Origin of the sequence: Pseudoflavonifractor hominis (assembly GCF_014288125.1) — a bacterium.
GTDB lineage: Bacteria > Bacillota > Clostridia > Oscillospirales > Oscillospiraceae > Pseudoflavonifractor_A > Pseudoflavonifractor_A gallinarum.
In genome coordinates this window covers 410,200-431,871 of sequence record NZ_JACOPR010000002.1, presented here as the reverse complement: position 1 = coordinate 431,871, position 21,672 = coordinate 410,200, and the positions used below count along the sequence as shown (strand labels likewise).

General features: G+C 61.2%; 22 protein-coding genes. 13 read left to right on the top strand and 9 right to left on the bottom strand.

What is annotated here, in order from left to right:
- Positions 1 to 383: 383 nt before the first annotated feature.
- The 5 genes from ychF to H8S34_RS04810 all read right to left on the bottom strand — a co-directional run bounded on the left by ychF (position 384) and on the right by H8S34_RS04810 (position 6,534).
- Positions 384 to 1,475, bottom strand: coding sequence for a redox-regulated ATPase YchF (gene ychF, locus H8S34_RS04830; protein WP_186963194.1), 1,092 nt, complete (start codon positions 1,473 to 1,475; stop codon positions 384 to 386).
- Positions 1,476 to 1,605: 130 nt separating this feature from the next.
- Positions 1,606 to 1,920 (bottom strand): hypothetical protein, encoded by a 315-nt coding sequence (locus tag H8S34_RS04825; protein WP_101692525.1) that lies wholly within the window; start codon positions 1,918 to 1,920, stop codon positions 1,606 to 1,608.
- Between the two features lie 172 nt (positions 1,921 to 2,092).
- Positions 2,093 to 4,267, bottom strand: a complete 2,175-nt coding sequence (locus H8S34_RS04820; protein ID WP_101692524.1) for an ABC transporter ATP-binding protein — start codon at positions 4,265 to 4,267, stop codon at positions 2,093 to 2,095.
- Positions 4,267 to 6,042, bottom strand: a complete 1,776-nt coding sequence (locus H8S34_RS04815) for an ABC transporter ATP-binding protein (RefSeq protein ID WP_186963193.1) — start codon at positions 6,040 to 6,042, stop codon at positions 4,267 to 4,269. The genes H8S34_RS04820 and H8S34_RS04815 overlap by 1 nt, the downstream gene beginning before the upstream one ends.
- 21 nt (positions 6,043 to 6,063) lie before the next feature.
- A complete protein-coding gene (locus tag H8S34_RS04810) occupies positions 6,064 to 6,534 on the bottom strand; it encodes a MarR family winged helix-turn-helix transcriptional regulator (protein ID WP_145996852.1) in 471 nt (156 codons plus the stop codon).
- 267 nt (positions 6,535 to 6,801) lie between these two features.
- On the opposite strand from H8S34_RS04810, the gene lexA reads away from it, so the two are divergent.
- Genes lexA through H8S34_RS04775 form a run of 7 tightly spaced genes read left to right on the top strand, consistent with a single transcriptional unit; the run spans position 6,802 to position 11,183 of the window.
- Positions 6,802 to 7,419 (top strand): transcriptional repressor LexA, encoded by a 618-nt coding sequence (lexA, locus tag H8S34_RS04805; protein ID WP_101692521.1) that lies wholly within the window; start codon positions 6,802 to 6,804, stop codon positions 7,417 to 7,419.
- A 3-nt stretch (positions 7,420 to 7,422) separates the two neighbouring features.
- Positions 7,423 to 7,881 carry a methylated-DNA--[protein]-cysteine S-methyltransferase gene (locus H8S34_RS04800; protein ID WP_101692520.1) on the top strand — a complete coding sequence of 153 codons (459 nt, stop codon included), beginning with the start codon at positions 7,423 to 7,425 and terminating at the stop codon, positions 7,879 to 7,881.
- The gene (locus H8S34_RS04795; protein ID WP_101692519.1) at positions 7,878 to 8,114 is read left to right on the top strand and encodes a permease of phosphate ABC transporter; all 237 of its coding nucleotides are present in this window, start codon (positions 7,878 to 7,880) and stop codon (positions 8,112 to 8,114) included. The genes H8S34_RS04800 and H8S34_RS04795 overlap by 4 nt, the downstream gene beginning before the upstream one ends.
- A gap of 3 nt (positions 8,115 to 8,117) precedes the next feature.
- The gene (locus H8S34_RS04790) at positions 8,118 to 8,876 is read left to right on the top strand and encodes an exodeoxyribonuclease III (protein WP_101692518.1); all 759 of its coding nucleotides are present in this window, start codon (positions 8,118 to 8,120) and stop codon (positions 8,874 to 8,876) included.
- Complete coding sequence (locus H8S34_RS04785) at positions 8,873 to 9,679, top strand: YlmH family RNA-binding protein (RefSeq protein WP_186963192.1); 807 nt, start codon at positions 8,873 to 8,875, stop codon at positions 9,677 to 9,679. The genes H8S34_RS04790 and H8S34_RS04785 overlap by 4 nt, the downstream gene beginning before the upstream one ends.
- A 42-nt stretch (positions 9,680 to 9,721) precedes the next feature.
- Positions 9,722 to 9,931: a DUF896 domain-containing protein gene (locus H8S34_RS04780; RefSeq protein ID WP_186963250.1), complete on the top strand. Its 210-nt coding sequence runs from the start codon at positions 9,722 to 9,724 to the stop codon at positions 9,929 to 9,931.
- A 13-nt stretch (positions 9,932 to 9,944) separates the two neighbouring features.
- The gene (locus H8S34_RS04775) at positions 9,945 to 11,183 is read left to right on the top strand and encodes a uroporphyrinogen decarboxylase family protein (protein ID WP_101692516.1); all 1,239 of its coding nucleotides are present in this window, start codon (positions 9,945 to 9,947) and stop codon (positions 11,181 to 11,183) included.
- A 62-nt stretch (positions 11,184 to 11,245) separates the two neighbouring features.
- Here the strand turns inward: H8S34_RS04775 and H8S34_RS04770 are convergent, their stop codons facing one another.
- From H8S34_RS04770 to spoIIP, 4 genes are all read right to left on the bottom strand, one after another.
- The gene (locus H8S34_RS04770) at positions 11,246 to 11,752 is read right to left on the bottom strand and encodes a CarD family transcriptional regulator (RefSeq protein ID WP_101692515.1); all 507 of its coding nucleotides are present in this window, start codon (positions 11,750 to 11,752) and stop codon (positions 11,246 to 11,248) included.
- Between the two features lie 307 nt (positions 11,753 to 12,059).
- Complete coding sequence (locus H8S34_RS04765) at positions 12,060 to 13,427, bottom strand: S1C family serine protease (protein WP_101692514.1); 1,368 nt, start codon at positions 13,425 to 13,427, stop codon at positions 12,060 to 12,062.
- Between the two features lie 79 nt (positions 13,428 to 13,506).
- Positions 13,507 to 14,685, bottom strand: coding sequence for a sporulation integral membrane protein YtvI (ytvI, locus tag H8S34_RS04760; RefSeq protein ID WP_180956820.1), 1,179 nt, complete (start codon positions 14,683 to 14,685; stop codon positions 13,507 to 13,509).
- 90 nt (positions 14,686 to 14,775) lie between these two features.
- The gene (gene spoIIP / locus H8S34_RS04755) at positions 14,776 to 15,951 is read right to left on the bottom strand and encodes a stage II sporulation protein P (protein WP_186963191.1); all 1,176 of its coding nucleotides are present in this window, start codon (positions 15,949 to 15,951) and stop codon (positions 14,776 to 14,778) included.
- Between the two features lie 286 nt (positions 15,952 to 16,237).
- On the opposite strand from spoIIP, the gene H8S34_RS04750 reads away from it, so the two are divergent.
- From H8S34_RS04750 to H8S34_RS04725, 6 genes are all read left to right on the top strand, one after another.
- Positions 16,238 to 17,080 carry a DegV family protein gene (locus H8S34_RS04750; RefSeq protein WP_186963190.1) on the top strand — a complete coding sequence of 281 codons (843 nt, stop codon included), beginning with the start codon at positions 16,238 to 16,240 and terminating at the stop codon, positions 17,078 to 17,080.
- A 143-nt stretch (positions 17,081 to 17,223) separates the two neighbouring features.
- Positions 17,224 to 17,808 carry an HD domain-containing protein gene (locus H8S34_RS04745; protein WP_186963189.1) on the top strand — a complete coding sequence of 195 codons (585 nt, stop codon included), beginning with the start codon at positions 17,224 to 17,226 and terminating at the stop codon, positions 17,806 to 17,808.
- A gap of 5 nt (positions 17,809 to 17,813) precedes the next feature.
- The gene (locus tag H8S34_RS04740; RefSeq protein ID WP_101692509.1) at positions 17,814 to 19,199 is read left to right on the top strand and encodes an MATE family efflux transporter; all 1,386 of its coding nucleotides are present in this window, start codon (positions 17,814 to 17,816) and stop codon (positions 19,197 to 19,199) included.
- 19 nt (positions 19,200 to 19,218) lie between these two features.
- Positions 19,219 to 19,722, top strand: coding sequence for a shikimate kinase (locus tag H8S34_RS04735; RefSeq protein ID WP_101692508.1), 504 nt, complete (start codon positions 19,219 to 19,221; stop codon positions 19,720 to 19,722).
- A gap of 17 nt (positions 19,723 to 19,739) precedes the next feature.
- Positions 19,740 to 20,492: a GntR family transcriptional regulator gene (locus H8S34_RS04730; RefSeq protein ID WP_186963188.1), complete on the top strand. Its 753-nt coding sequence runs from the start codon at positions 19,740 to 19,742 to the stop codon at positions 20,490 to 20,492.
- Positions 20,493 to 20,701: 209 nt separating this feature from the next.
- Complete coding sequence (locus H8S34_RS04725; protein ID WP_186963187.1) at positions 20,702 to 21,664, top strand: methenyltetrahydromethanopterin cyclohydrolase; 963 nt, start codon at positions 20,702 to 20,704, stop codon at positions 21,662 to 21,664.
- Positions 21,665 to 21,672: the final 8 nt, after the last annotated feature.

Sequence of the window (21,672 nt, the reverse complement as noted above, 5' to 3'; positions counted from 1 at the left end):
GGGAAAGAAAACGCCGGAGGGGGAACGAGGACGATTCCCCCTCCGGACCTCCTCCTCAGTGCACCCGCGACTTCGACTGCCGTCGGGAAAGAGCACCCAGTTTACTACGAGGCTCACCAGGTACCTCATAGGCAAACGCCATTGCCTTTGGCACAACCGACCTTTGCAATCGCAGAGACTTAAGCCCAGCCCATCGGGGCGTACTTTTGAGGGGGTGCCGGGGGAAGCATCCCCCGGCCCGTTCTTTCCCACCGCTTTCTTACGGAAAAGAAAGCGGTGCCCCCACCGGGCAGGTGATGCCCGCCGAACAGGCGGACTTCCCATTATAAAAACCCCCGGGGCACGGAAAATCTCCGTACCCCGGGGGTTACTTGTTTTTACACTTACACGTTGAAGCGGAAGAGAACGATGTCGCCGTCGTGCATGACATACTCCTTGCCCTCGGAACGGACCAGGCCCTTCTCCTTGGCGGCGTTCATGGAGCCGTTGGCCTTCAGGTCCTCAAAGGCCACCACCTCGGCGCGGATGAAGCCACGTTCGAAATCGGTGTGGATCTTACCGGCGGCCTGGGGGGCCTTGGTGCCGTTGGTGATGGTCCAGGCACGGCACTCGTCCTCACCGGCGGTGAGGAAGGAGATAAGGCCCAGCAGGGTGTAGCTGGCCTTGATGAGGCGGTCTAGACCGGACTCCTGGATACCCATATCCTCCAGGAACATGGCCTTCTCTTCCCCGTCCAGCTCGGCGATCTCGGCCTCCAGCTTGGCGCACACGGGGATAACCTGGGCCCCCTCCTTGGCGGCGATCTCCTCCACCTGCTTGTAGTAGGAGACATTCTGGTAGTCGGCAAAGCCGTCCTCATCCAGGTTGGCGGCGTAGATAATGGGCTTGAGAGAGAGCAGCTCGCTGGTGGCGATGATGGCCCGGTCCTCCTCGTCACACTGGAAGGAGCGGGCAGAGTTGCCGTCGTTCATCCAGTCCCGCAGGGCGGTGAAGAGCTCCACCTCGTGGAGGAACTTCTTATCGCTCTTGGCGGCCTTCTGGGCCTTGTCGATGCGCCGCTCCACCATCTCCACGTCGGCCATGATGAGCTCGATGTCGATGATGCCGATGTCGCGGACGGGATCGGTGGAGCCCTCCACGTGGATGACGTTCTCGTCGTCAAAGCAGCGCACCACATGGACAATGGCGTTGGTCTCCCGGATATTGGCCAGGAACTTGTTGCCCAGGCCTTCGCCCCGGGAGGCGCCCTTCACGAGGCCGGCGATGTCCACGAACTCGATGACGGCGGGGGTAGTCTTTTTGGGCTTGTAGAAGTCCGAGAGCCAGTCCAGCCGCGCGTCGGGCACGGCCACCACGCCCACGTTGGGGTCGATGGTGCAGAAGGGGTAGTTGGCGCTCTCCGCGCCGGCGTTGGTGATGGCGTTGAAGAGGGTCGATTTGCCCACGTTGGGGAGACCCACGATGCCGAGCTTCATATCAAAGACGTCCTTTCGGTGTGAAAATACGAAATTAGCCTATCTATTATACTGGATACCGGGGCAAAACACAAGGCTGCGTGCAAAAAAGCCCCCGGCTCTCTCAGAGAGCCGGGGGCCGCCAAACCCCTTACAGCAGGCACCACACCACCGTGTAAATCACAAAATACAGGATGGGCGGCAGGAGGATCAACAGAGAGGAGACAAAGGGCAGACTGGAAAAGTCCCGCTTTGGTTTGGGGTCCATAGAGGCAGTCGTGGAGGGAGCACGTGTGTGATAACCCAAACTGCTCACTGCATTATCTCCGCCCAAACAGCAGAGGATCTCCACCAGTAGGATGATGGCCACAAAGATCTGCATGGGCCAGTGCTTCACGGTGCCGTAAATGGCGAAGAGTGCAAAGAGGACATAGTAGACGATATATCCGATGGTCCGCTTACTCACAGGGGCCACCTCCTTCAACCGACCTATACATACCACATAAATGGACGATATCTGCGGTGAAACATACCATCAATGCATGGGAAGCCCCTCCTTTTGTCAAATTTTATCATGGAGGCTTGCTCGTGTAAATAAAAATCCGGCCCCCGTACCGGGGGCCGGAAAAAAGATCGGCTCAGGAGAGCTGGAACTGTCCAGTGTAGAGCTGGTAGTAGCGTCCCTTCTGCTCCAGAAGCTCCTCGTGGGAGCCCTTCTCCTCGATCTCGCCGTGCTCGATGACCACGATGCAGTCGGAATTGCGCACGGTGGAGAGGCGGTGGGCGATGACGAAGACGGTGCGGCCCTCCATCAGGGCGTCCATACCCTGGGCGATGAGGGCCTCGGTCCGGGTGTCGATGGAGGAGGTGGCCTCGTCCAGGATCATGACCGGGGGATCGGCCACCGCCGCCCGGGCAATGGCCAGCAGCTGCCGCTGGCCCTGGCTCAGGTTGCCGCCGTCGCCGGTGACGAAGGTGTTGTACCCGTCAGGCAGGCGGCGGATGAAGGAGTGGGCATTGGCAATCTTGGCGGCCTCAATGCACTCCTCATCGGTGGCGTCCAGCCGGCCATAGCGGATGTTGTCCATGATGGTGCCGGTGAAGAGGTGGGTATCCTGGAGCACCGCGCCCAGGGCGTGGCGGAGATCGTCCTTCCGGATGGACTGGACGTTGATGCCGTCAAAGGTGATCATGCCGCCTTCGATCTCATAAAACCGGTTGATGAGGTTGGTGATGGTAGTCTTGCCCGCGCCGGTGGAGCCCACGAAGGCGATCTTCTGGCCGGGGTTGGCGTAGACATTGATCTTTTTCAGGATGCGCTTTCCGGGCACATAGGAGAAGTCCACATCGGTGAAGCGGACCGCGCCCTTGAGCTCGGTGAGGTAGTAGTCCTCGCCGGGCACATTGCGCACCGTGCCCCGGATGAGGTGGAGGGTGGTCTTACCGTTGGGATCGGCGTATTTCCAGGCCCAGCCGTGTGCAGAGAGCAGTGACAGGTCGGCGATGGGAGTAAGAGCCCCATCGGCCTCCACCCGCACCCAGAGGCTCTCCTCCGAATCCTGATGGGGGGGCAGGAGCTTGAGCCCCTCTCCTGCCCGGACGGCCTGCCCCAGCTCGATGAGGTTCCCCTCTTCCCGGAGGACGGGAACCAGGGACATGGCGGCGGTGCGGGGCGTCTTCCAGGCCCAGGTGTGGGGATGGCCGGAGCCGGTGTGAGCAGAGAGAGTGCCGTTGGCGTCCTTCTCGGCCGGGACCAGGGTGACCACGCCCTGGTCCTCCTCGGGCTGGGCGTCCATGGCGTCAAAGATGCGCTCGGCGCCCGCCAGGGCGGAGAGAATGGTGGTCAGCTGCTGGGAGATCTGGCTCAGAGGCTGGCCCACCTGACGGCAGTAGCCCAGATACAGGGTAAAGGAGCCCAGCTTGAACCCGGCCAGCAGGGAGAGCACGCCGCCGAAAGCGGCGGTCAGGGCATAGCCCACGTTCATGATGTTCATGGAGATGGGCATGACTGCGGTGGAATAGAAGCTGGCGTTGGTAGCCGCATCCCGGTAGGTCTCATTGAGGCCCTGGAACTGCTCCTTGGCCTGCTCCTCATGGGTAAAGGCCTTGACCACCTTGAGGCCCTCGATCATCTCCTGGATGTTGCCGTTGACATCACCCAGGGCATCCTGCTGCTTCTTGTAATACCGGCGGCTGCGTCCGCCGAAGACCTTGAAGACCAGGAAGGTGGAGCCCAGAGTCAGAACAGATACCAGGAAGAGCAGCGGGCTCACCACCAGCATGACCACCACGATGCCCACGAACATGATAGCACTGGAGACCAGGGAGACCAGACTTTGCTCCAGAGCCATCTGGACATAGTCGGCGTCGTTGGTGAAGCGGCTCATGAGCTCGCCATGGGTGTGCTTGTCGAAGTAGGACAGCGGAAGGGTCTGGAGGTGGTCAAAGAGGTCTTTGCGCAGGCGGTTGGTGCCCCGCTGGGCCAGCTGGACCATGATGGCCGACTGGGCGTAGACCGCCACCACGCCCACCAGATAGATGCCAACCAGCTTGAGGATATCCACAAGGAGGTCCATGGGGCCGGTATAGCCGCCGTAGGCGATGTTGTTGATGATGATGAGGTTGATGAAGGTGGAGCCGCCAATGTTGGTGCCTACCGAGAGCAGCAGGCACACCAGCACCAGAAAAAGGGGCCACTTCCGCTTGGTAAGGTAGCCCAGCAGGCGGGAGACCGTCCGCTTCAGGTCCTTGGGCTTTTCAAAGCCGCCGTGAGCTCCCGGGCCCCGCCGGGGCGCGCCGTGTGTATTGGCCATTACTCCTTCACTCCTTCCTGCTGAGACTGATAGATCTCCTGATAGATCTGGTTTGTGGCCATGAGCTCCTCATGGGTGCCGATGCCGTTGATCCGGCCGTCATCCAGGACCAGGATCCGGTCGGCATACTGCACCGAGGAGATGCGCTGGGCAATGATGATCACGGTGGTGCCCGCCAGGTTTTCCTTAAAGGAGGCACGGATGAGACCCTCGGTGGCCGAGTCCACGGCGGAGGTGGAGTCGTCCAGGATCAGGATGGAGGGATGGCGCAGCATGGCCCGGGCAATACACAGCCGCTGCTTCTGACCGCCCGAGACATTGGTGCCGCCCTGGTCCAGCATGGTGTCAAAGCCGTCGGGCAGGTTCATGACAAAGTCGTAGGCCTGGGCGTTCTTGGCGGCCTGGATCATCTCCTCCTCGGTGGCGTCGGGACGGCCCCACAGGAGGTTCTCCCGGATGGTACCCGAGAAGAGCACGTTTTTCTGGAGCACCATGCCGATCCGGGCGCGCAGCTCATCCAGAGGATATTCGCGCACATCCACGCCGTCCACCAGCACCGCGCCCTCGGTCACATCGTAGAACCGGGGGATCAGGTTGACCAGAGAGGACTTGCCGGTACCGGTGCCGCCCACGATGGCCAGGAACTCACCCGGTTTGACCTGGAAGTTCAGGTCCTCCAGTACGTCGTCGCCCGAGCCCTGGGCCTGATACTTGAAGGAAACGTTGCGGAACTCCACCTCGCCCCGGGGAGCCTCCAGATAGAGGTCCCGCTCTTCCGCCTTGGGCACATAGCCCGCAGGCAGAGGCCGCCGGGCGCCGTCCCGAATGGAGGGACGGGTCTCCAGCACCTCGTCGATACGCCGGGCGCAGGCGATGGCGCGGGAGAGCTGGAGCAGACTCATGGAGAGCATCATGACGCTCATCAGGATCTGGAAGATGTAGGTGATAAAGGAGCTCAGATCGCCGATGAGCATGGTGCCGCCCATGACCTGGCCGCCGCCGATGTAGAGCACGGCGGTGGTGGCCGCGTTCATGCTCAGAGTCATGATGGGCAGGATGAGGACCACGGTCATATCCACCTTCATGGTGGCGGCCGTCAGCTCGTCATTGGATTTCTTGAACTTGGCCTTCTCATGGACCTGCCGCACGAAGGCCTTCACCACCCGGATGGCCACCAGGTTCTCCTGGGTGGTGTTGTTGAGGGCGTCGATGCGCCGCTGCATGCGGTCAAAGAGCTTGCTGCACGTGCGCATGAGCAGGCCGATGGCCAGCGCCATCAGCGGAATGATGACCGCCATCACCAGGGTGAGCTGGGCATTGATGGTGATAGCCACCGCGAGAGCGGCCACCAGCATCACCACGGCCCGCACCAGCATCCGCAGGGCCATAGCCACCATCATCTGAATGGCGTTGACGTCGTTGGTGGTGCGGGTGATGAGGGAGGCCGAGGAGAAGCGGTCAATGTCGGCAAAGGAAAATTCCTGGATCTGATTGAAGAGGCCACGGCGCAGATTGGCGCCAAAGCCCTGGGCGCTGATTGCGGCGAATTTGGCGCAGAACATGCCGCAGGTCATGCTGAACATGGCCAGGATCAGCATACCCAGGCCGGTCTGAAGAATGTAGGCCAGATCCTGATTGACAATGCCTACATCCACGATGGCGGCCATGAGCCGGGGGAGAGCCAGTTCGCAGGCCACCTCCAGGATCGCCATCAGCGGGGTGAGTATGGCGTATTTCTTGTACTCACCCAGGTATGGAAGCAGTTTTCGAAACATACCTTCTTGTTCCATCCTTTCCTAACAGAAGTCATCCGGGCCTTGAAAATCACTGCCGCGGAGGTTGCGGAGCATCCGGCGGTGGTAGCTGTTGAGCTGCTCCTGTTCTTCGGGGGAGAACCCGTCGAACATCTGCTCATCCACCTGCCCCAGGATCGTAAAGCACTGCTCAACGGCCCGGCTCCCCTTTGGGGTGATCGCGATCCGCTTGCACCGCTGGTCGGAGGGGTCTCCCCTCTTTTCCACATATCCGCTCCGCTCCAGGGATTTGAGGGACATGGCCACGGTGGCCGGCGTGACGTGCAGGGCATCGGCCAATTCTTTCTGAGAGGCCAGCTTCCCCTGCTCGCTCCAGTGGCGGATCAGAAAGAGCATGGGAGGAGAACCCAGATCCTCCAGACCGCCGGCGTTGAGCTGTGCCTGAGCCCGTTTCTGATGGGCCCGGTGCAGGGCGTGAAACAGGATACCAGGCATTTTACAGTTGGGTTTCAATCGAGATCACCTCCCGTCCGGTGAAAGAGTCCCAGATCATCAGCATACTAATGATTAGGGGGCTTACTTATTTTACGGAGGCAAAATCGATTTGTCAACCAAAAAATTGTAAAAATTTTATGACAACCAAAGGGCTGCCCAAACCGAGACGCTTAGAACGCACGTTTGCGTTTTGGGTGGGGGTATGATAAAATAGCACCAGATAAGGATTTAGGTTCTCCCCGCATCGGTGCGGGGAGCAGTCGAATAGAACAGGAGGGACCTGCCATGAAGGCGCTTTCCCCCAAGCAACAGCAGATTTATGAATTTATCATCGCCTTCCAGGCCGAGCACGGGTATCCCCCGTCGGTGCGGGAGATCGGCGAAGAAGTGGGACTCAAGTCCCCCTCCACCGTCCACTTCCACCTGAAAGGACTGGAAGGGGCGGGACTCATCACGAAGGCCGAGGGCAAGACCCGGGCCATCACCGTGGTGGGCGCGCCCGCCCATCCGGTCCTGGAGGAGCTGGATCCCCGGCCCGACCGGGTGCCCGTGGTGGGCAATGTGGCGGCCGGCGCGCCCATTCTGGCCGAGGAGTGCGTGGAGGATTATCTCACCTTTGATACCGGCGGCCGCGCCGGGGAGTATTTTGCCCTGCGGGTGCGGGGAGAATCCATGCTCCGTGCGGGCATCCTCCCCGGGGACCTGGTGGTGGTCCACCGGCAGCAGGAGTGCCGCAGCGGCGAGATCGTGGTGGCCCTCTTTGAGGATGAGGCCACGGTCAAGACCCTCCGCCGGAAGGATGGAAAGACCTGGCTCATGCCGGAGAACCCGGACTACGAGCCCATTGATGGCACCTTTGCCCAGATCCTGGGGAAAGTAGTGGCCGTGGTGCGGCGGTATTAAGCCATGGAATTCCTGGTGTTTGATACGCCGTTGGGGCAGATGGCCCTGGCGGAGGAGAGCGGCGCGCTGACTCGCCTCTTCCTCCCCGGAGAGGGGATCCCGCGCCTGGTCAGCCGGGAGACGCCCCTGCTCTCGAAGGGCCGTGACGAGATCCTGGCCTATCTGCGGGGGGAGCGGCGCTCCTTTGACCTGCCCCTGGACCCCATGGGAACCCCCTTTCAGCAGGCCGTCTGGGCCGAGCTGAGGCGCATCCCCTACGGCGAGACCCGCTCCTATGCCCAGGTGGCCGCCGGGATCGGAAAGCCCAAGGCGGTGCGGGCCGTAGGGCAGGCCAATCACCGCAATCCCCTGCCCATTTTCATCCCCTGCCACCGAGTAATCGGCGCATCGGGGAAGCTCACCGGCTACGGCGGGGGGCTGGACCTGAAAGAAAAACTACTGGAACTGGAGGGAGCACGATGAAACGTCTGCTGGAAGCCGGAAATGCCTGTATTGCCGAGATGGACTGGAGAGACATGGCCCTGGTCAAGTTCTGCCTGTGCGCCATGGGAATGCTGCTGGGCCTGGCCGTTCCCAAGCGGGGGCGCAAGTGGGCCGCGCTGGGGGCGGCGGTCCTCTTTGTGGCCGCCTATATTCCCCTGGTGCTGCGTTTTCTGCCCCACCTGGGCCGTGCCCTGAGCGGGCGGGAGGACTGATCTTTGAAACTGATTTCCTGGAACGTCAACGGACTGCGCGCCTGCCTGGGCAAGGGCTTTCTGGACTTTTTCCACCAGGCGGACGCGGATGTGGTCTGCCTGCAGGAGACCAAGCTCCAGCCCCATCAGATTGAACTGGAGCTGCCGGGCTATCATCAGTACTGGAACTCGGCGGAGAAAAAGGGCTATTCCGGTACCGCCGTGTTTACCCGGAAGGAGCCGCTTTCTGTCACCTACGGCATCGGCATGCCGGAGCACGACACGGAGGGGCGGGTCATCACCGCCGAGTACGAGGACTTCTTCCTGGTGTGCTGCTATACCCCTAACGCCCAGAGGGAGCTGACCCGCCTTGCCTACCGCATGGAGTGGGAGGACGCCTTCCGCGCTTATCTGAAAGGATTGGACGGGCAAAAGCCGGTCATCCTCTGCGGAGACCTGAATGTGGCCCATCAGGACATCGACCTGAAAAACTTCAAATCCAACCGGGGCAACGCCGGTTTTACCGATGAGGAGCGGGGTAAGATGACCGAGCTGCTCTCCGCCGGCTTTACCGATACCTTCCGCTGGCTCTATCCCGAGGTGACGGGGGCCTACTCCTGGTGGTCCTATATGTACCATGCCCGGGAAAAGAACGCGGGTTGGAGAATCGACTATTTTATCGTCTCCGACCGCCTGCGGGAGCGGATCGCCGACAGCCGCATCCTGCCTGAGGTGATGGGCAGCGACCACTGCCCCGTGGAGCTGGAGCTGAGAGAGCCATGACCAAGACCGAACAACTGGACAAGCTGGCCCGGGACGGGGAGGAGCGGCTCCTCCTGGCCCGGGCCCTGGATAAGCTGGAGACCGCCCGGCGCAAGAACATCCCGGCGGCCACCGGCTTTTTATCCCCATCGGAGCGGGTCAGTGTGGAAAACTTGATCGCGGCCAACGGCCATCCCCCTCACCTGTTCTTCGGCGGGTACCCGGGGGCGGAGCGGACCATCTGTCTCTTCCTCCCCGACTGGCAGGAGCCGGAGGATGCCCTGGCCCTGGCCATGGCGGATGAGGGGCCGGTGAAGGCCCTGCGCTGTACCTACAACGCCGACGGAGGGATTACCCACCGGGACATCCTGGGGGCCATCCTGGGCCAGGGGATCACCCGGGAGAAGGTGGGCGACCTGCTAGTAGGGCCGGAGAGCTGTGACGTGCTGGTGCTGGAAGAGCTGGCGGACTACCTGCTCCTCCATCTGGACAGCGCCGGGCGGACCCGCCTCAAGACGGGACCCATTTCCCTCTCCCAGATTTCTCCGCCGGAGGTGCGCATCAAGACCATCCGGGACACGGTAGCCACCCCCCGGCTGGACGCCCTGGTAGCCTGCGCCTTTTCCACCTCCCGGAGCAAGGCGGCGGACTTTATCTCCGCAGGGCGGGTACAGCTCAACCACCGGGAGTGCACCAAGGCCGACAAGGCGGTGGAAGAAGGGGACGTGCTCTCCTGCCGGGGACTGGGCAAGGCCGCCGTCCGGGAGCTGGGCGGCCGTTCCAAAAAAGGCCGGATCATGGTGGTGCTGGAGCGCTATCTGTAATCCCCTCCCGCCAACCCAACGAAGAAAGGAACATCCCTTATGATTACACAAGCGCAGATTGACCGGATCAACGAGCTGGCCCGCAAGGCGAAGACGCCGGAGGGCCTCACCCCCGCGGAGGTGGAGGAGCGTGACATCCTCCGCCGGGCCTATATCGCCTCGGTGCGGGCCAACCTGGTGGGCCAGCTGGAGAATACCTATATCGTAGAGCCCGATGGCACCAAGCACCGGGTCACACACAAGGATGACTGAGAGGAGCACCCCCATGGCATTGACAACGGAAAATAACCTGGAACAGCGCATCGCCCGGGTGGACGCGGCCGTCGCCCTGCGGGAGGGCGACCGGGTCCCCATGGCCCCTAAGATTGGCATGGCCTACGCCCAGACCGCCGGCATTGACCGGTATGAGGCTCTCAACGACGCCCGGCTCCTCCGGCCTGGTGTGGAGAAATTTTTGCAGACCTATCCCTGCGACCTGTTCTGGGCCGGCTCGGGCTACCCCATCCCCATGATGGAGACCCTGGGGACCACCGCCATCCGCTGGCCGGGCGCCACCTGCGGCGTGCCCCTGAACCAGGGTTTCCAGATCGTGGACGGCACCTATATGGAGGAGGACGAGTACGACGAGTTCCTCCGGGACCCCTCTCACTTCTGCATGACCAAGGTCTTTCCCCGCAAGCACAAGAAGCTGGCGGGGCTGGCCAAGCTGAACTTCCACGAGGTGGTGGAGTTCGGTCACTATGCATCCATGGCGGCCTTTGCCGATCCGGAGGTCCGGCAGGCCCTTCTGACCCTCATGTTCGCCGGAGAGCAGGCGGTGGAGTGGCAGCGGAACTCCGCCCTCCTGCGGGAGACCGCCCTGGCCTGTCAGACCCCTCTGGGTGCGCTGGCGGGGCAGAACGCCCCCTATGACATGCTGGCCGACAACATCCGGGGCTTTTTGAATGTGCCCATGGACCTCTATGAGATCCCGGAGAAGGTGACGGCGGCCATCGACATCATGACGGAGTACGCCCTGCAGAACGTGCGCCGCCTGAAGAACACCGGCTCCAAGTACTGCTTTATGCCCCTCCACGGCGGTACGGACGACTTCATGAGCCTGGAGGATTACCGCACCTTCTACTGGCCCTCCCTGCGGCGGGTGATGGAGGAGATCATCGACTGCGGCATGATTCCCTATGTGTTCTGCGAAGGCAAGTATGACACCCGCCTGGAAGTCCTGCGGGAGGTCCCCCGGGGCAAGGTCATCTACATGTTTGAGCAGGTGGACATCGCCCGGGCCAAGGCAGTGCTGGGCGACACCGCCTGCATCTGCGGCAACCTCCCCACCTCCCTCCTGCTCTACGGCAAGCCCCACGAGGTGGTGGACGAGACCCGGCGCCTGCTGGACACCTGTGCCCCCGGCGGCGGCTTCCTGATGGACTGCTCCATCGTGCTGGACCACTACAAAGAGGAGAATCTGGAGGCGTGGTTTGACACCACCCTCCAGTATGGGCGCTATTGAGCCCGGAACAAAAAAGCCCCGCTCTCGAAAACGAGAGCGGGGCTTTCTGCATGTGCGGCGGATCAGGAGGCGCTGGCCAGCACCTCGCGGATATAGGACGGGACCTCTTCCCGTTCCAAATCCAGGGCGACGCACAGCTCACCGTAGAGCTGATCTTCGGCCAGACGGAGATAGCGCTCATCCAGCTTGCCGGGCTTGCGCCCGTTGTCGGTGGCCGAGCGGTTTTTCTCATGAATGCTCTTGATGAGGCGGAGGAGCTCCACACAGTCGGAGGTCTGATAGGCATCCTGATAATAGCGGGACAGGGCGGGGAGACTGGTGATGCGGATGGCCTCAGTCTCGATGGAGGGAATGCTGCGCACCAGTTCCTCGGCCTGCCCCCGGGTCAGCACAGGGCGCAGCGCGACCTTGGTGTCCACAGGGATGATGATGGTCTCGGTGGTATAGAGCGGCTTGAGCGTGTAATAGAGCCGCTCAGGGGCCTCTCCATTGCCGGGCCTTGTGGCGATCTCCCGGACACGGCAGACGCCGTTCCGGCCGTACACAAGCAACGATCCAACGGGATACATGAGTTGGCCTCCTCTTCTATTAATATCATATAGTATACCACAGAATGGAGATACTTTTCTATATTAAATGAAGAAAAAATAAAAATATAAAAACTTTTTATTTTTATAATGACGGAAAATAAGTCATATACAGCATAATATACACAAAAATAAGATAGAAATAAAAATAGAACAGATCATAAAAAAGAAAACTTTTTCTGCGGAAAAGCATGCGGCGCAGGGGACACCGCAGAATAGAACAGGCGGCCCGGTCTGCTGCTTTGACCGGACCGCCTGACTTGAGAAAGAGGGGAAATATCCAGTTGGATCAATAGCCGAAACCAAAGGGCCAATTGTAGTAGCCGTTGTTCTGCTGGGACTGCTGTTGCTGCTGAGAGGCCTCCAGCTTCTCCTGGCTAAGCTCTTCCTGCAGGTCGCTCAGGGCGTTCTGCCGCTCCTGGTTGTCCTCATCCAGGACCACGGAGAGGTCCTGCTTCTCCCCGTCGCGGTAAATGGTGAAGGTGACGGTATCGCCGGCCTTTTTATCCCGCACGGCGTCCTTCAGCGCGGTGCTGGAATCCACCTCCGTGCCGTCCACAGCGCAGATGATGTCGCCCTTCTGGATGCCGGCCTTCTCAGCGCAGGAGCCCTCGAGGACGGCCTCCACCGAGGCACCGGCGGGCACGCCGTACTTGGTGGCGTAGTCGGGCACATCGGTCATCAGGATGCCCACATTGGGCTTTCCGGTGACATAGCCGTGCTCAATGATGTCGGTGATCATGCTGCGCACATCGTTGATGGGGATCGCGAAGCCCAGACCCTCGATGCTGGCCTCCGAGGAGTCACCGTTGCTGGAGAGCTTGGCGGAGGTGATGCCCACCACTTCCCCGTAGGCGTTGAAGAGGGGGCCGCCGGAGTTACCGGAGTTGATGGCGGTGTTGGTCTGGAGCATATTCATGGTCTGCCCCTCGCTGGTGGTGACCGAGCGGTCCTTGGCCGAGACCAGGCCGTCGGTGAGGGACCAGGTCAGCTCACCCAGGGGGTTGCCGATGGTGTAGACCGGCTCACCCACCACCAGGGAGTCGGAATCGCCCAGGGTGAGCGCGTGGAGGCCGGTGGCCTCGATCTTGAGCACGGCCACATCGTTCTCGGCCTCGCCGCCCACCAGCTTGGCGTCATAGGTCTGGCCGTCCACAAAGGCGACCTTGATGGAGGTGGCGTCCTTGATGACGTGGTAGTTGGTGACGATATAGCCGTCCGAGGAGATCACGAAGCCGGAACCGGCGGCGGCGCCCTGTACCACATAGCCGTAGACATTGGTGTTGACCTCAGTGGTGATACCCACACAGGCATCCACATTGGCGGCATAGAGCTGGGCGGGGGTCATGGCCTCGCCCGACTTGACGCTGGTGGTATCTACATTGACGGTGGGGTGATTCCCGCCCTCATAGAGGACGGTATTGTTGGAAGAGCGGGAGATGTACCAGGCGCTTCCGCCGCCCACCAGACCGCCGACCAGGGCGCAGCACAGGCCGAGGGCCACGACTTTTCCGGCCATGCCGCCTTTCTTGCGGGGCGGCTTGGGGGGCTGGGAGCCGGTATCCCAGGGGTCGCTGTGTACGTGGAACTGGGTGGTCTCTATGGGATTGGTATCCGGTCCATCGGACTGGGGACGAAATTCCTGATTGTCAAACATAACACTCGCTCCTTTTGAGGGTTCTCTCTTGAACTGCTCTTAGGATACCCACAAAATATGTCCAAAGCGTGAAGAAACTTTACACGTTTTTTGAATTCGTATCCCCGCCTGGACGGTGCTTCAAAAAGGCGGAGAGATCAGCGGCTGCCAGGCGGATGTCCTCCAGCACGGGGTTGAAAATCCCCAGCCGGCAGATGTTGAGTACCACCATACAGACCACCGGGCCCAGGATCATCCCCAGCACGCCGGCCAGCTGCATGCCCACATAGATGCTGATCAGGGAGACCACGGGGGGAAGCCCGGTCTGATCACCCACCACCTTGGGCTCTCCTACCCGGCGGAAGAGCGCGATCAGGCCCCAGATTACCATGAGCTCAATGGACTCCCGAAGATTCCCCAGGGCCAGGTCCACCACCGCCCAGGGCACCATGACGGTGCCCGCGCCGATGATGGGGATAAAGTCCATAATGGCCAGAAGAAAGGCCAGCAGCAGCGTATAGGGCTGTCCAATGATGGTAAAGCCCGCCAGCAGAATGAAAAAGACGCCCACCGAGAGGATAAACTCGGCCTTCACATAGCCGCCGAAGGCGGAGAGGGCGGCCTGCCGCACCTCCTGCAAAAAGTGGCGGGAACGGCCGGTAAAGCGCTTGGAGACCAGATAGCGGATGTGGGGATAGTCGGCCGTCAGGTAATAGGAGCCCATCAAAAAGACCACAGTGCCCACTGCAAAGGAGGGGACCTGCTTGGCGATCCGGGTGGCATAAGCCGCCGAGCTGCCCAGGGCGGTGGTCACAGCCCCCTGGAGCCAGGTAAAGAGGCTCTCCAGATAGGCGTCGCTGGCGGTACGGATATCGGCCGGAATCAGGGACATAAAGCGGGAGAAGGCGTGATCCAGAGAGGAGAGCGCCTCCTGAAGCGCGGTGGAGATGGAGCTCCAGTCCTCATAGAGGGAGATAATCTCCTGGGCGATGTTCCAGATAAAGGCCACCAGTACGCCCCCCGCCACCGCCAGGATCAGAAGAATGAGCACCAGGGAGAGAAATTTACGGGAGATCCCCAGCCGCCGCTGGATTCCTCGCACCAGGGGATTGAGGAGCCAGGCCACCACAAAGGCCAGTACAAAGGGCATAAAGAGGGACAGCAGGGCTGGCCCCGCCAGGGCCAGCGCGGCCAGTACAAGCAGGGTGAGCAATAGCCGGATGCCAAGGCGCATCCAGAGCCGGCCCCGCTCCCGCCAGGAGAGTTCTTGATCTTCCATGGAAAGACCTCCCATTTCTGTTGGTGTATATGAGAGCAGTATAGCATGGATTCGGCGAAGAAAGGAGAGGAATCTGTAAATTTTTTTGCGTCAGCTGCCGGATGGGGTGAGATTCAGAAAGACCTGGCCTGCGGCCCGGGCAAAGCAGCGGGCGCCATTGAGGGCCTCTTGCAAGGTATTGCCATGGGTACCCACCTCCACCAACAGGGAGCCGGGAGTTAGATTTTGGTTGTAGACCGAGCTGCGCAGGGTCATGGGACGGGCCAGCGTGGGATAGAGGGTGTCCATGCTCCGCTGGATGCGGGCGGCAAGGGCCAGATTTTCCATCCAGTTGGGGTGGGTGGAGCCGCTGCCCAGCACCAGCATGACCTGAGCGGTCTTGACGCCGTCTACCTTGGTCACGGCCTTGTACACTGTGTTGTCGCTCCCCACCAGAGCGTCCCGATGGACGTCCAGCACCAGCTGGATGGAGGGATACTGGGCGAGATACTTCTGGATGGCGGCCCCCGAGCGGGAATAGGCCCCATTGTAGGCGGGATAGTCATAGACGCCCTTGTCGTGGAGCACGGAAAGGCCCATTTCGGTAAAGACCCGCTCCATCTCATTTCCCACCCGGATCATATTGTAGTTTTCGTCCAGGGTACGGGAATTCTGGTCACTGGGGGTGTAGACGTCGCTGCCGTCCGGAGTGTAGGCCTCGGTGGCATGGGTATGTATGATGAGGATTTGGGGACCCTGCTGGGGGAGCTGGGCCTTGATGGGGGCCGAGGCGGCCGCAGCTAGATCGACGGACAGGTTGGTCCGGTTATAGAGATACAGGCCGTCGGCATAGGCATATCCGTCGGTGCTGGTGGGGACCAGGGTGCGCTCCACAATGTCCCCGGGCGCGGCGGTGACTGCGGGTGGCTCTTCCTCCTCCAGGGGGGGCGTGGCAGAGGGCGCGGGCGCGGCGGAAGGGGTGGGCTGAGCGGCCAGGGGATCGGTGTCGTCGATCCCAGCGCCCTGGCGCAGCAGCGCCGACTGATCCACCACCAGACGCTGCCAGAAGTCCAGCTCGTCCATCGTGGTTCCAGTCTCCACATTCCCCAGCTCGGCCTGGAGGGCGGCGGAGACAAAGAGCGGACTGGAGGTGAGGGCGTCCAGACTCCCGGCGGCCAGCCCCCAGCCTGTCCCGGCCAGGAGGGCCCATACTGCCAGGGTGGCCAGAAAGAAGGCGGCGCAGCGCCGGAACAGGCGGGACCAGAGAATGCGGCTGTGTGTACGCATGAGACATCATCCTTTCTCTTCGGTGGGGGGGGACGAAATGGTTGGTCAAGCATATGCGCCCGGGCAGAGGGATATGCCTGTCCCGGAAAAAGCTTCCGGATGCCCTGCGCCTTGACATTTGGACGCTTTCCGATATAATAAGGCGGACCAGTTTGCCACGTTTACCGGCTTACCCGGGCGCGATGGCAAGAAAACAGGTATTTTTCCAGGGGACAGCCCTCTGTGGAGGGGGATACCCGGCATGGTTCCCCGGCTTTGATCGTGTGTTTGAAAGGAAGTTTGGAAGATGATACGGATTTTGACGGACAGTACCAGCGACCTCTCCCCTGCCCGCGCGGCGGAGCTGGGGGTGGAGATTCTCCCCCTCACGGTCCTCTTTGGCGAAGAGGCCTTCCAGGACGGCGTGGAAATCACAAAAGAGGAATTTTATGCCCGGCTGGAGCAGGTGGACACCCTGCCCACCACCGCCCAGATCCCCCCCGAGACCTTTATCCAGACCTTTGAGCGGCTGACCGAAAACGGGGATCAGGTGCTGGCCATTCTGATCTCCAGCGCCATGTCGGGCACCTACCAGTCCGCCATGATCGCCCGGGGCATCGTGGATGAGAGCAACATCGCCGTGGTGGACGCCCAGACCGTCACCTTCGGCATGGGCCTTCTGGTGGAGGCCGCCTGTCTGCTCCGGGACAAGGGGTTCTCCCTGTCCGAGCTGAAGGGACAGGTGGAGGAGCTGGCCGGACGGGTGCGGCTCCTGGCTGTGGTGGACACCCTCAAGTACCTGAAGATGGGCGGGCGGATCTCGGGCGCCACCGCTGTGGTGGGCGGCCTGCTGGGCATCAGCCCCATCATCACCATTGAGGACGGCCTGGTCATCTCAGTGGGCAAATGCCGGGGCAGAAAGGCGGGCTTCCAGTTCATCCGTAAGTGGATGGAGGAGAAGGAGCCCATTGACACCACGCTGCCGGTGGCCTTCGGCCACTCCAACGCGCCCCAGGCCATGGCCGACTGCATGGCCTATTTTGCCGCGGAGACCCAGGGGATGACCGTGCTCCCCAGTGACATCGGCGCCGTGGTGGGTACCCACGCCGGCCCTGGCGCCACCGGCATCGCCTATTTTGTCCGGAAGTAAGAGAGAAACACAGCGGATGGCCTTCCCGCCCTGGGAAGGCCATCCGCTTTTGTCCGCAAATGACAGATGGGGAAAACTGTGCTATAATATCTTTCATATGGCCGTTTTATGGCCCATCTTTGCGTCCCAAAGGAGGAACCAATATGAGTGCACAGGAGGAATTCATCGAACTCTTCACCACACATATCCACCGGGAGGGCAGCGAGGCCCTGCTGGATTATCTTCAGAATAAGAGCGACTTTTTCACCTCCCCTGCGTCGGCCAAATTCCACGGGGCCTATGTGGGCGGCCTGTGTGACCACAGCGTGAACGTGTATCACTGCCTGCGGGAGTATCTGGAGCGGGAGCGGGTCAAAGAGCTCTACGGTCTGGAGTACGGGGAGGAGAGCATCGCCATCGCCGCCCTGCTCCACGACGTGTGCAAGATCGGCTGCTATAAGACGGGCACCCGAAACGTCAAGGGACCCGACGGCAAGTGGCAGGCGGTCCCCACCTTCTTCTACGAGGATAACCTGCCCTATGGACACGGGGAGAAGTCGGTCTATATTCTCAGCGGCTTCATGCGTCTCACCCGGGAGGAGGCCATGGCCATCCGCTGGCACATGGGATTTTCGGGCGGAGAGGACGCCCGGCTGGTGGGGCAGGCCCTCCAGCAGTACCCCCTGGCCTTTGCCCTGAGCGTGGCCGATATGGAGGCCACGTATTTCCTGGAAAATGAGGAGGCGTAATTCCTGTGGCAAAGCGTGAAAACGATCTGGGCAGAGATCCCATCGGCCCGCTGCTGGTGCGTCTGGCCGTGCCGGCGGTGACGGCCCAGCTGGTCAATGCCCTGTACAACATCGTGGACCGGATGTACATCGGCCACATTGAGGGGGTGGGTGACCTGGCCCTCACAGGACTGGGCATCTGCTTCCCGGTCATCATGTTCGTCTCGGCCATCTCCACCCTGGTGGGTATGGGCGGCGGCTCCCGGGCGGTGGTGCGCATGGGAGAGGGCAAGATGGAGGAGGCAAACGCCATCCTGGGCAGCTGTACCGCCCTGCTGGTCCTGCTCTCCATCCTGGTAACGGTGGGCTTCCAGGTGGTGCGGGAGCCCATGCTCCTCCTCTTCGGAGCCACGGAGAATACCCTGAGTTACGCCTCGGACTACCTCACCATCTACCTGTGGGGCACCATTTTTGTGGAGATCTCCCTGGGATTGAACTTTTTCATTATCTCCCAGGGATTTTCCACCGTCTCCATGGCCACGGTCCTCATCGGAGCGGTCACCAACATCGTACTGGACCCCATTTTTATCTTTGGATTCGGGATGGGTGTACAGGGCGCGGCCCTGGCCACTATTACCGCCCAGGCCGTCTCGGCGGTGTGGGTGCTGCGCTTCCTCAGCGGAAAGCGGACCCGGCTGCGCTTCCAGCGCCGCTACTTCCGCCTGGATGGCCGGGTGCTGGCCCCGGTGCTGGCGGTGGGGGTCTCCCCTTTCATCATGCAGTCCACCGAGAGTCTGGTGAACATCTCCTTCAACTCCTCCCTCAAGGCCTTCGGCGGGGACCCTGCCGTGGGCGCCATGACTATCTGCTCCAGCATCATGCAGATTTTCAGCATGCTCTTCCAGGGGCTCTCCCAGGGGGCCCAGCCCATTGTGGGCTTTAACTACGGCGCGGGACAGATCGACCGGGTGAAAAAGACCTTCCGCCTGCTCTTCTTCTCCTCGCTGGCCTTCAGTACGGCTGCCTGGGGCGCCATCGAGCTCTTCCCCCAGGTCTTTGTATCCATCTTCAACGACGAGCCAGAGCTGGTGAGCATTGCGGTGTGGACTCTGCGGGTGTATGCCGCCGGTATGTTCATGCTGGGCATCCAGTTCTCCTGCCAGCAGACCTTTGTGGCTCTGGGAGAGGCCAAGGTCTCCCTCTTCCTGGCTCTGCTGCGCAAAATCATCCTGCTCATTCCCCTGATCTTTATCCTGCCCAACTTCTTTACGGATAAGGTGCTGGGCGTCTTTGTGGCGGAACCCGCCGCCGACGTGCTGGCTGCCACCACCACGGGTCTCATCTTCCTGTGGCGCTTCCCCCGCATCCTGCGCCGCCGGGCCCAGGAGACCCACGGACCCAAGACGGTATAAAAAAGGAGGATTTCCTGCCATGAACAACATCACGCTGATCGGTATGCCCGGCTCGGGGAAGAGCACCGTGGGGGTGCTTCTGGCCAAGACCCTGGGCTTTGATTTCCTGGACACTGACCTGCTCATTCAAAAGCGGGAGGGCGCGCTGCTCCAGGAGGTGCTTGACGCCCACGGCACGGAGGAATTTCTGGATCTGGAGGCCGATGCCATCTGCTCGGTGGACTGTGAGCGCACCGTCATCGCCCCGGGTGGGAGTGTCATCTGCCGGGCCCGGGGGATCGAGCACCTGAAGAGCTTGGGCAAGGTGATCTATCTGCGCATCCCCTGCGAAGTGCTGGAGGAGCGCATCCACAACATGGGCTCCCGGGGGATCGCCTTCCAGCCGGGCGAGACACTGCGGGACATCTACGAGTACCGCACCCCGCTGTATGAGAAATACGCCGACATCATCGTGGACGGTGATAAAGGTTCCCTGGAGGAGACCCTGGCCGCGGTGCTTCAGGCCCTGATCGGCTGCGCGTGAGCGAAAGGAGGAGCCATATGGAAGAGCGTACACGGAAGGGACTGCACATTTCGCCGGTGGACAGTGCGGAATTGTCCTATAAGACCAAGTTGGCGCTCATTGACTTCATCCGCGGCTACGAAACAGACCAGCCCTTCAAGCTGCCCAGTGAAGATCAGCTGGCCCAGCGTCTGGGCGTGAGCCGCAATGCTCTGCGGGATGTATTGGCCTCGCTGGAGGAGATGGGGCTGGTCACCCGTCAGCGCAGCAAGGGGACCCTGGCCAACCCCAAAGTGGCCCGGGAGTGCCGGATGGATACCGACCCGGGTCTGATCCGGATGATCACCCGAATGGGGTGTCAGCCCCGGTATGAGGTGACTTCCCTGCGCTTTGTGGAGGACAAGGACTCCGGGCTGGAGCAGAACTCCGACTCCTATCTGGAGGTGGGAAAGCTCTTTTATGCCGACGACACCCCGGTGGCCTTTGCCAATGACCATGTAGAGGGCAAGATCGCCGCCGGATACCGGGAGCAGTTTGAGGTTCTGCGGGAGGAAAACTGCTTTTTCTTCCTCAAGGAGTGCTGCGGTGTGTCGGTGGCATACAGCATGTCCACCTTCGACGTGATGCAGGCGGACGAGGCCCTGCAGAAGCTCTTCCATGTGGGACCGGAAGAGCTCTTCCTGGTGATGGACGACATTGTCTACTCCCGGGATCTGGAGATCGTGTGCCATGCGGTATCCTATTACCGCAAGGGGTATCTGCCCCTCAAGGTGCTGCGCAAGGGCTGGTAAATCAAATTGGAATCAGGAAGACCGCGTTCCCTGGAAGCAGGGGGCGCGGTCCTTTTTTGACATGGAATAGACAAACTATACAAATTCAATTTTAAAATAAGATGATTTGATATTGATAACAACGGATAGGTGTGGTACTATCTCGATAGTAGAATAATACTACTAATAGAAGAACCAAAAGGACCCCGGATCAAAAAGGAGGTTTTCATTTGGATTTTTCCATCAATCAACGGGCCCTGGCCATGGTGGAGGAGGAGATCCTTCCCCACCAGGAACAGCTCCAGGTGCGGGCCTACACCCTGGCCAACGGCGCCACGGTCATCGACATGGGCGTGGAGGAAAAGGCGGGCTGGCGTGCGGGCAAGCTCTTTACCGAGAGCTGCCTGGGCGGTCTGGGCCGGCTGGACTTTACCACCATGTGGATCGGGGAGCATCTGGTCCCCGCCGCCACCATTACGGTGGACCGTCCCGCGGTGGCCGAGCTCTCCTGCCACGACGCCATCTATGTGATGAACTACCATGGGGTGCGCACCACTTTCTCCGGCCCCTTCCGGGCCATCGGGGGCATGGATGCCTATGCCCGCGCCACGCCCTACCGGGACCCCTGTACCGCCCGGGCGGTGGCCCATCTCCAGACCACAGAACTGCCTGGAGAGGAGATGACCACCCAGCTGGCCGGGGAGATCGGCATTGATCCCTCGGGCCTCTATCTGCTGGCCGCCCGGACCGGGACTCTGGCCGGAGCGGTACAGGTCTGCGCCCGCAACGTGGAGCAGACCTTCCCCACCCTGCTGGACCGGGGCTTTAATACGGATTGTGTGGTGCAGGCCTCGGGGAGTGCCCCCATCTTCGGAGCGGTGGCCGACGAGTATGTGGCCTACGGCCGGGTCAACGACTGCCTGATCTATGGGCAGGAGACCAATCTCTGGGTGGACTGCACCGATGAGGAGATTGAGCGCATCCTCCCCGATCTGACCTTTGACAAGAACCAGGACATCTACGGCGTCTCCTTTGAGGAGCTTTTTGCCCGCAGCGGGCACAACTGGGCCCATGTCCCCCGGGACTGGGACGCCCCCTGCAAGATCAATTTCCACAATCTCCGCACGGGACATGCCTTCTCCTCCGGCCGTCTGGGTTATGACACGCTGGAGCGGAGCTTTCTCGGAATCTGATGTGAGGT

Coding starts and splice junctions, on each gene's coding strand:
- ychF (WP_186963194.1), bottom strand. CDS start 1,475: ATGAAGCTCGGCATCGTGGGTCTCCCCAACGTGGGCAAATCGACCCTC.
- H8S34_RS04820 (WP_101692524.1), bottom strand. CDS start 4,267: ATGGCCAATACACACGGCGCGCCCCGGCGGGGCCCGGGAGCTCACGGC.
- H8S34_RS04815 (WP_186963193.1), bottom strand. CDS start 6,042: ATGTTTCGAAAACTGCTTCCATACCTGGGTGAGTACAAGAAATACGCC.
- lexA (WP_101692521.1), top strand. CDS start 6,802: ATGAAGGCGCTTTCCCCCAAGCAACAGCAGATTTATGAATTTATCATC.
- H8S34_RS04800 (WP_101692520.1), top strand. CDS start 7,423: ATGGAATTCCTGGTGTTTGATACGCCGTTGGGGCAGATGGCCCTGGCG.
- H8S34_RS04795 (WP_101692519.1), top strand. CDS start 7,878: ATGAAACGTCTGCTGGAAGCCGGAAATGCCTGTATTGCCGAGATGGAC.
- H8S34_RS04785 (WP_186963192.1), top strand. CDS start 8,873: ATGACCAAGACCGAACAACTGGACAAGCTGGCCCGGGACGGGGAGGAG.
- H8S34_RS04775 (WP_101692516.1), top strand. CDS start 9,945: ATGGCATTGACAACGGAAAATAACCTGGAACAGCGCATCGCCCGGGTG.
- H8S34_RS04770 (WP_101692515.1), bottom strand. CDS start 11,752: ATGTATCCCGTTGGATCGTTGCTTGTGTACGGCCGGAACGGCGTCTGC.
- H8S34_RS04765 (WP_101692514.1), bottom strand. CDS start 13,427: ATGTTTGACAATCAGGAATTTCGTCCCCAGTCCGATGGACCGGATACC.
- ytvI (WP_180956820.1), bottom strand. CDS start 14,685: ATGGAAGATCAAGAACTCTCCTGGCGGGAGCGGGGCCGGCTCTGGATG.
- spoIIP (WP_186963191.1), bottom strand. CDS start 15,951: ATGCGTACACACAGCCGCATTCTCTGGTCCCGCCTGTTCCGGCGCTGC.
- H8S34_RS04750 (WP_186963190.1), top strand. CDS start 16,238: ATGATACGGATTTTGACGGACAGTACCAGCGACCTCTCCCCTGCCCGC.
- H8S34_RS04745 (WP_186963189.1), top strand. CDS start 17,224: ATGAGTGCACAGGAGGAATTCATCGAACTCTTCACCACACATATCCAC.
- H8S34_RS04735 (WP_101692508.1), top strand. CDS start 19,219: ATGAACAACATCACGCTGATCGGTATGCCCGGCTCGGGGAAGAGCACC.
- H8S34_RS04730 (WP_186963188.1), top strand. CDS start 19,740: ATGGAAGAGCGTACACGGAAGGGACTGCACATTTCGCCGGTGGACAGT.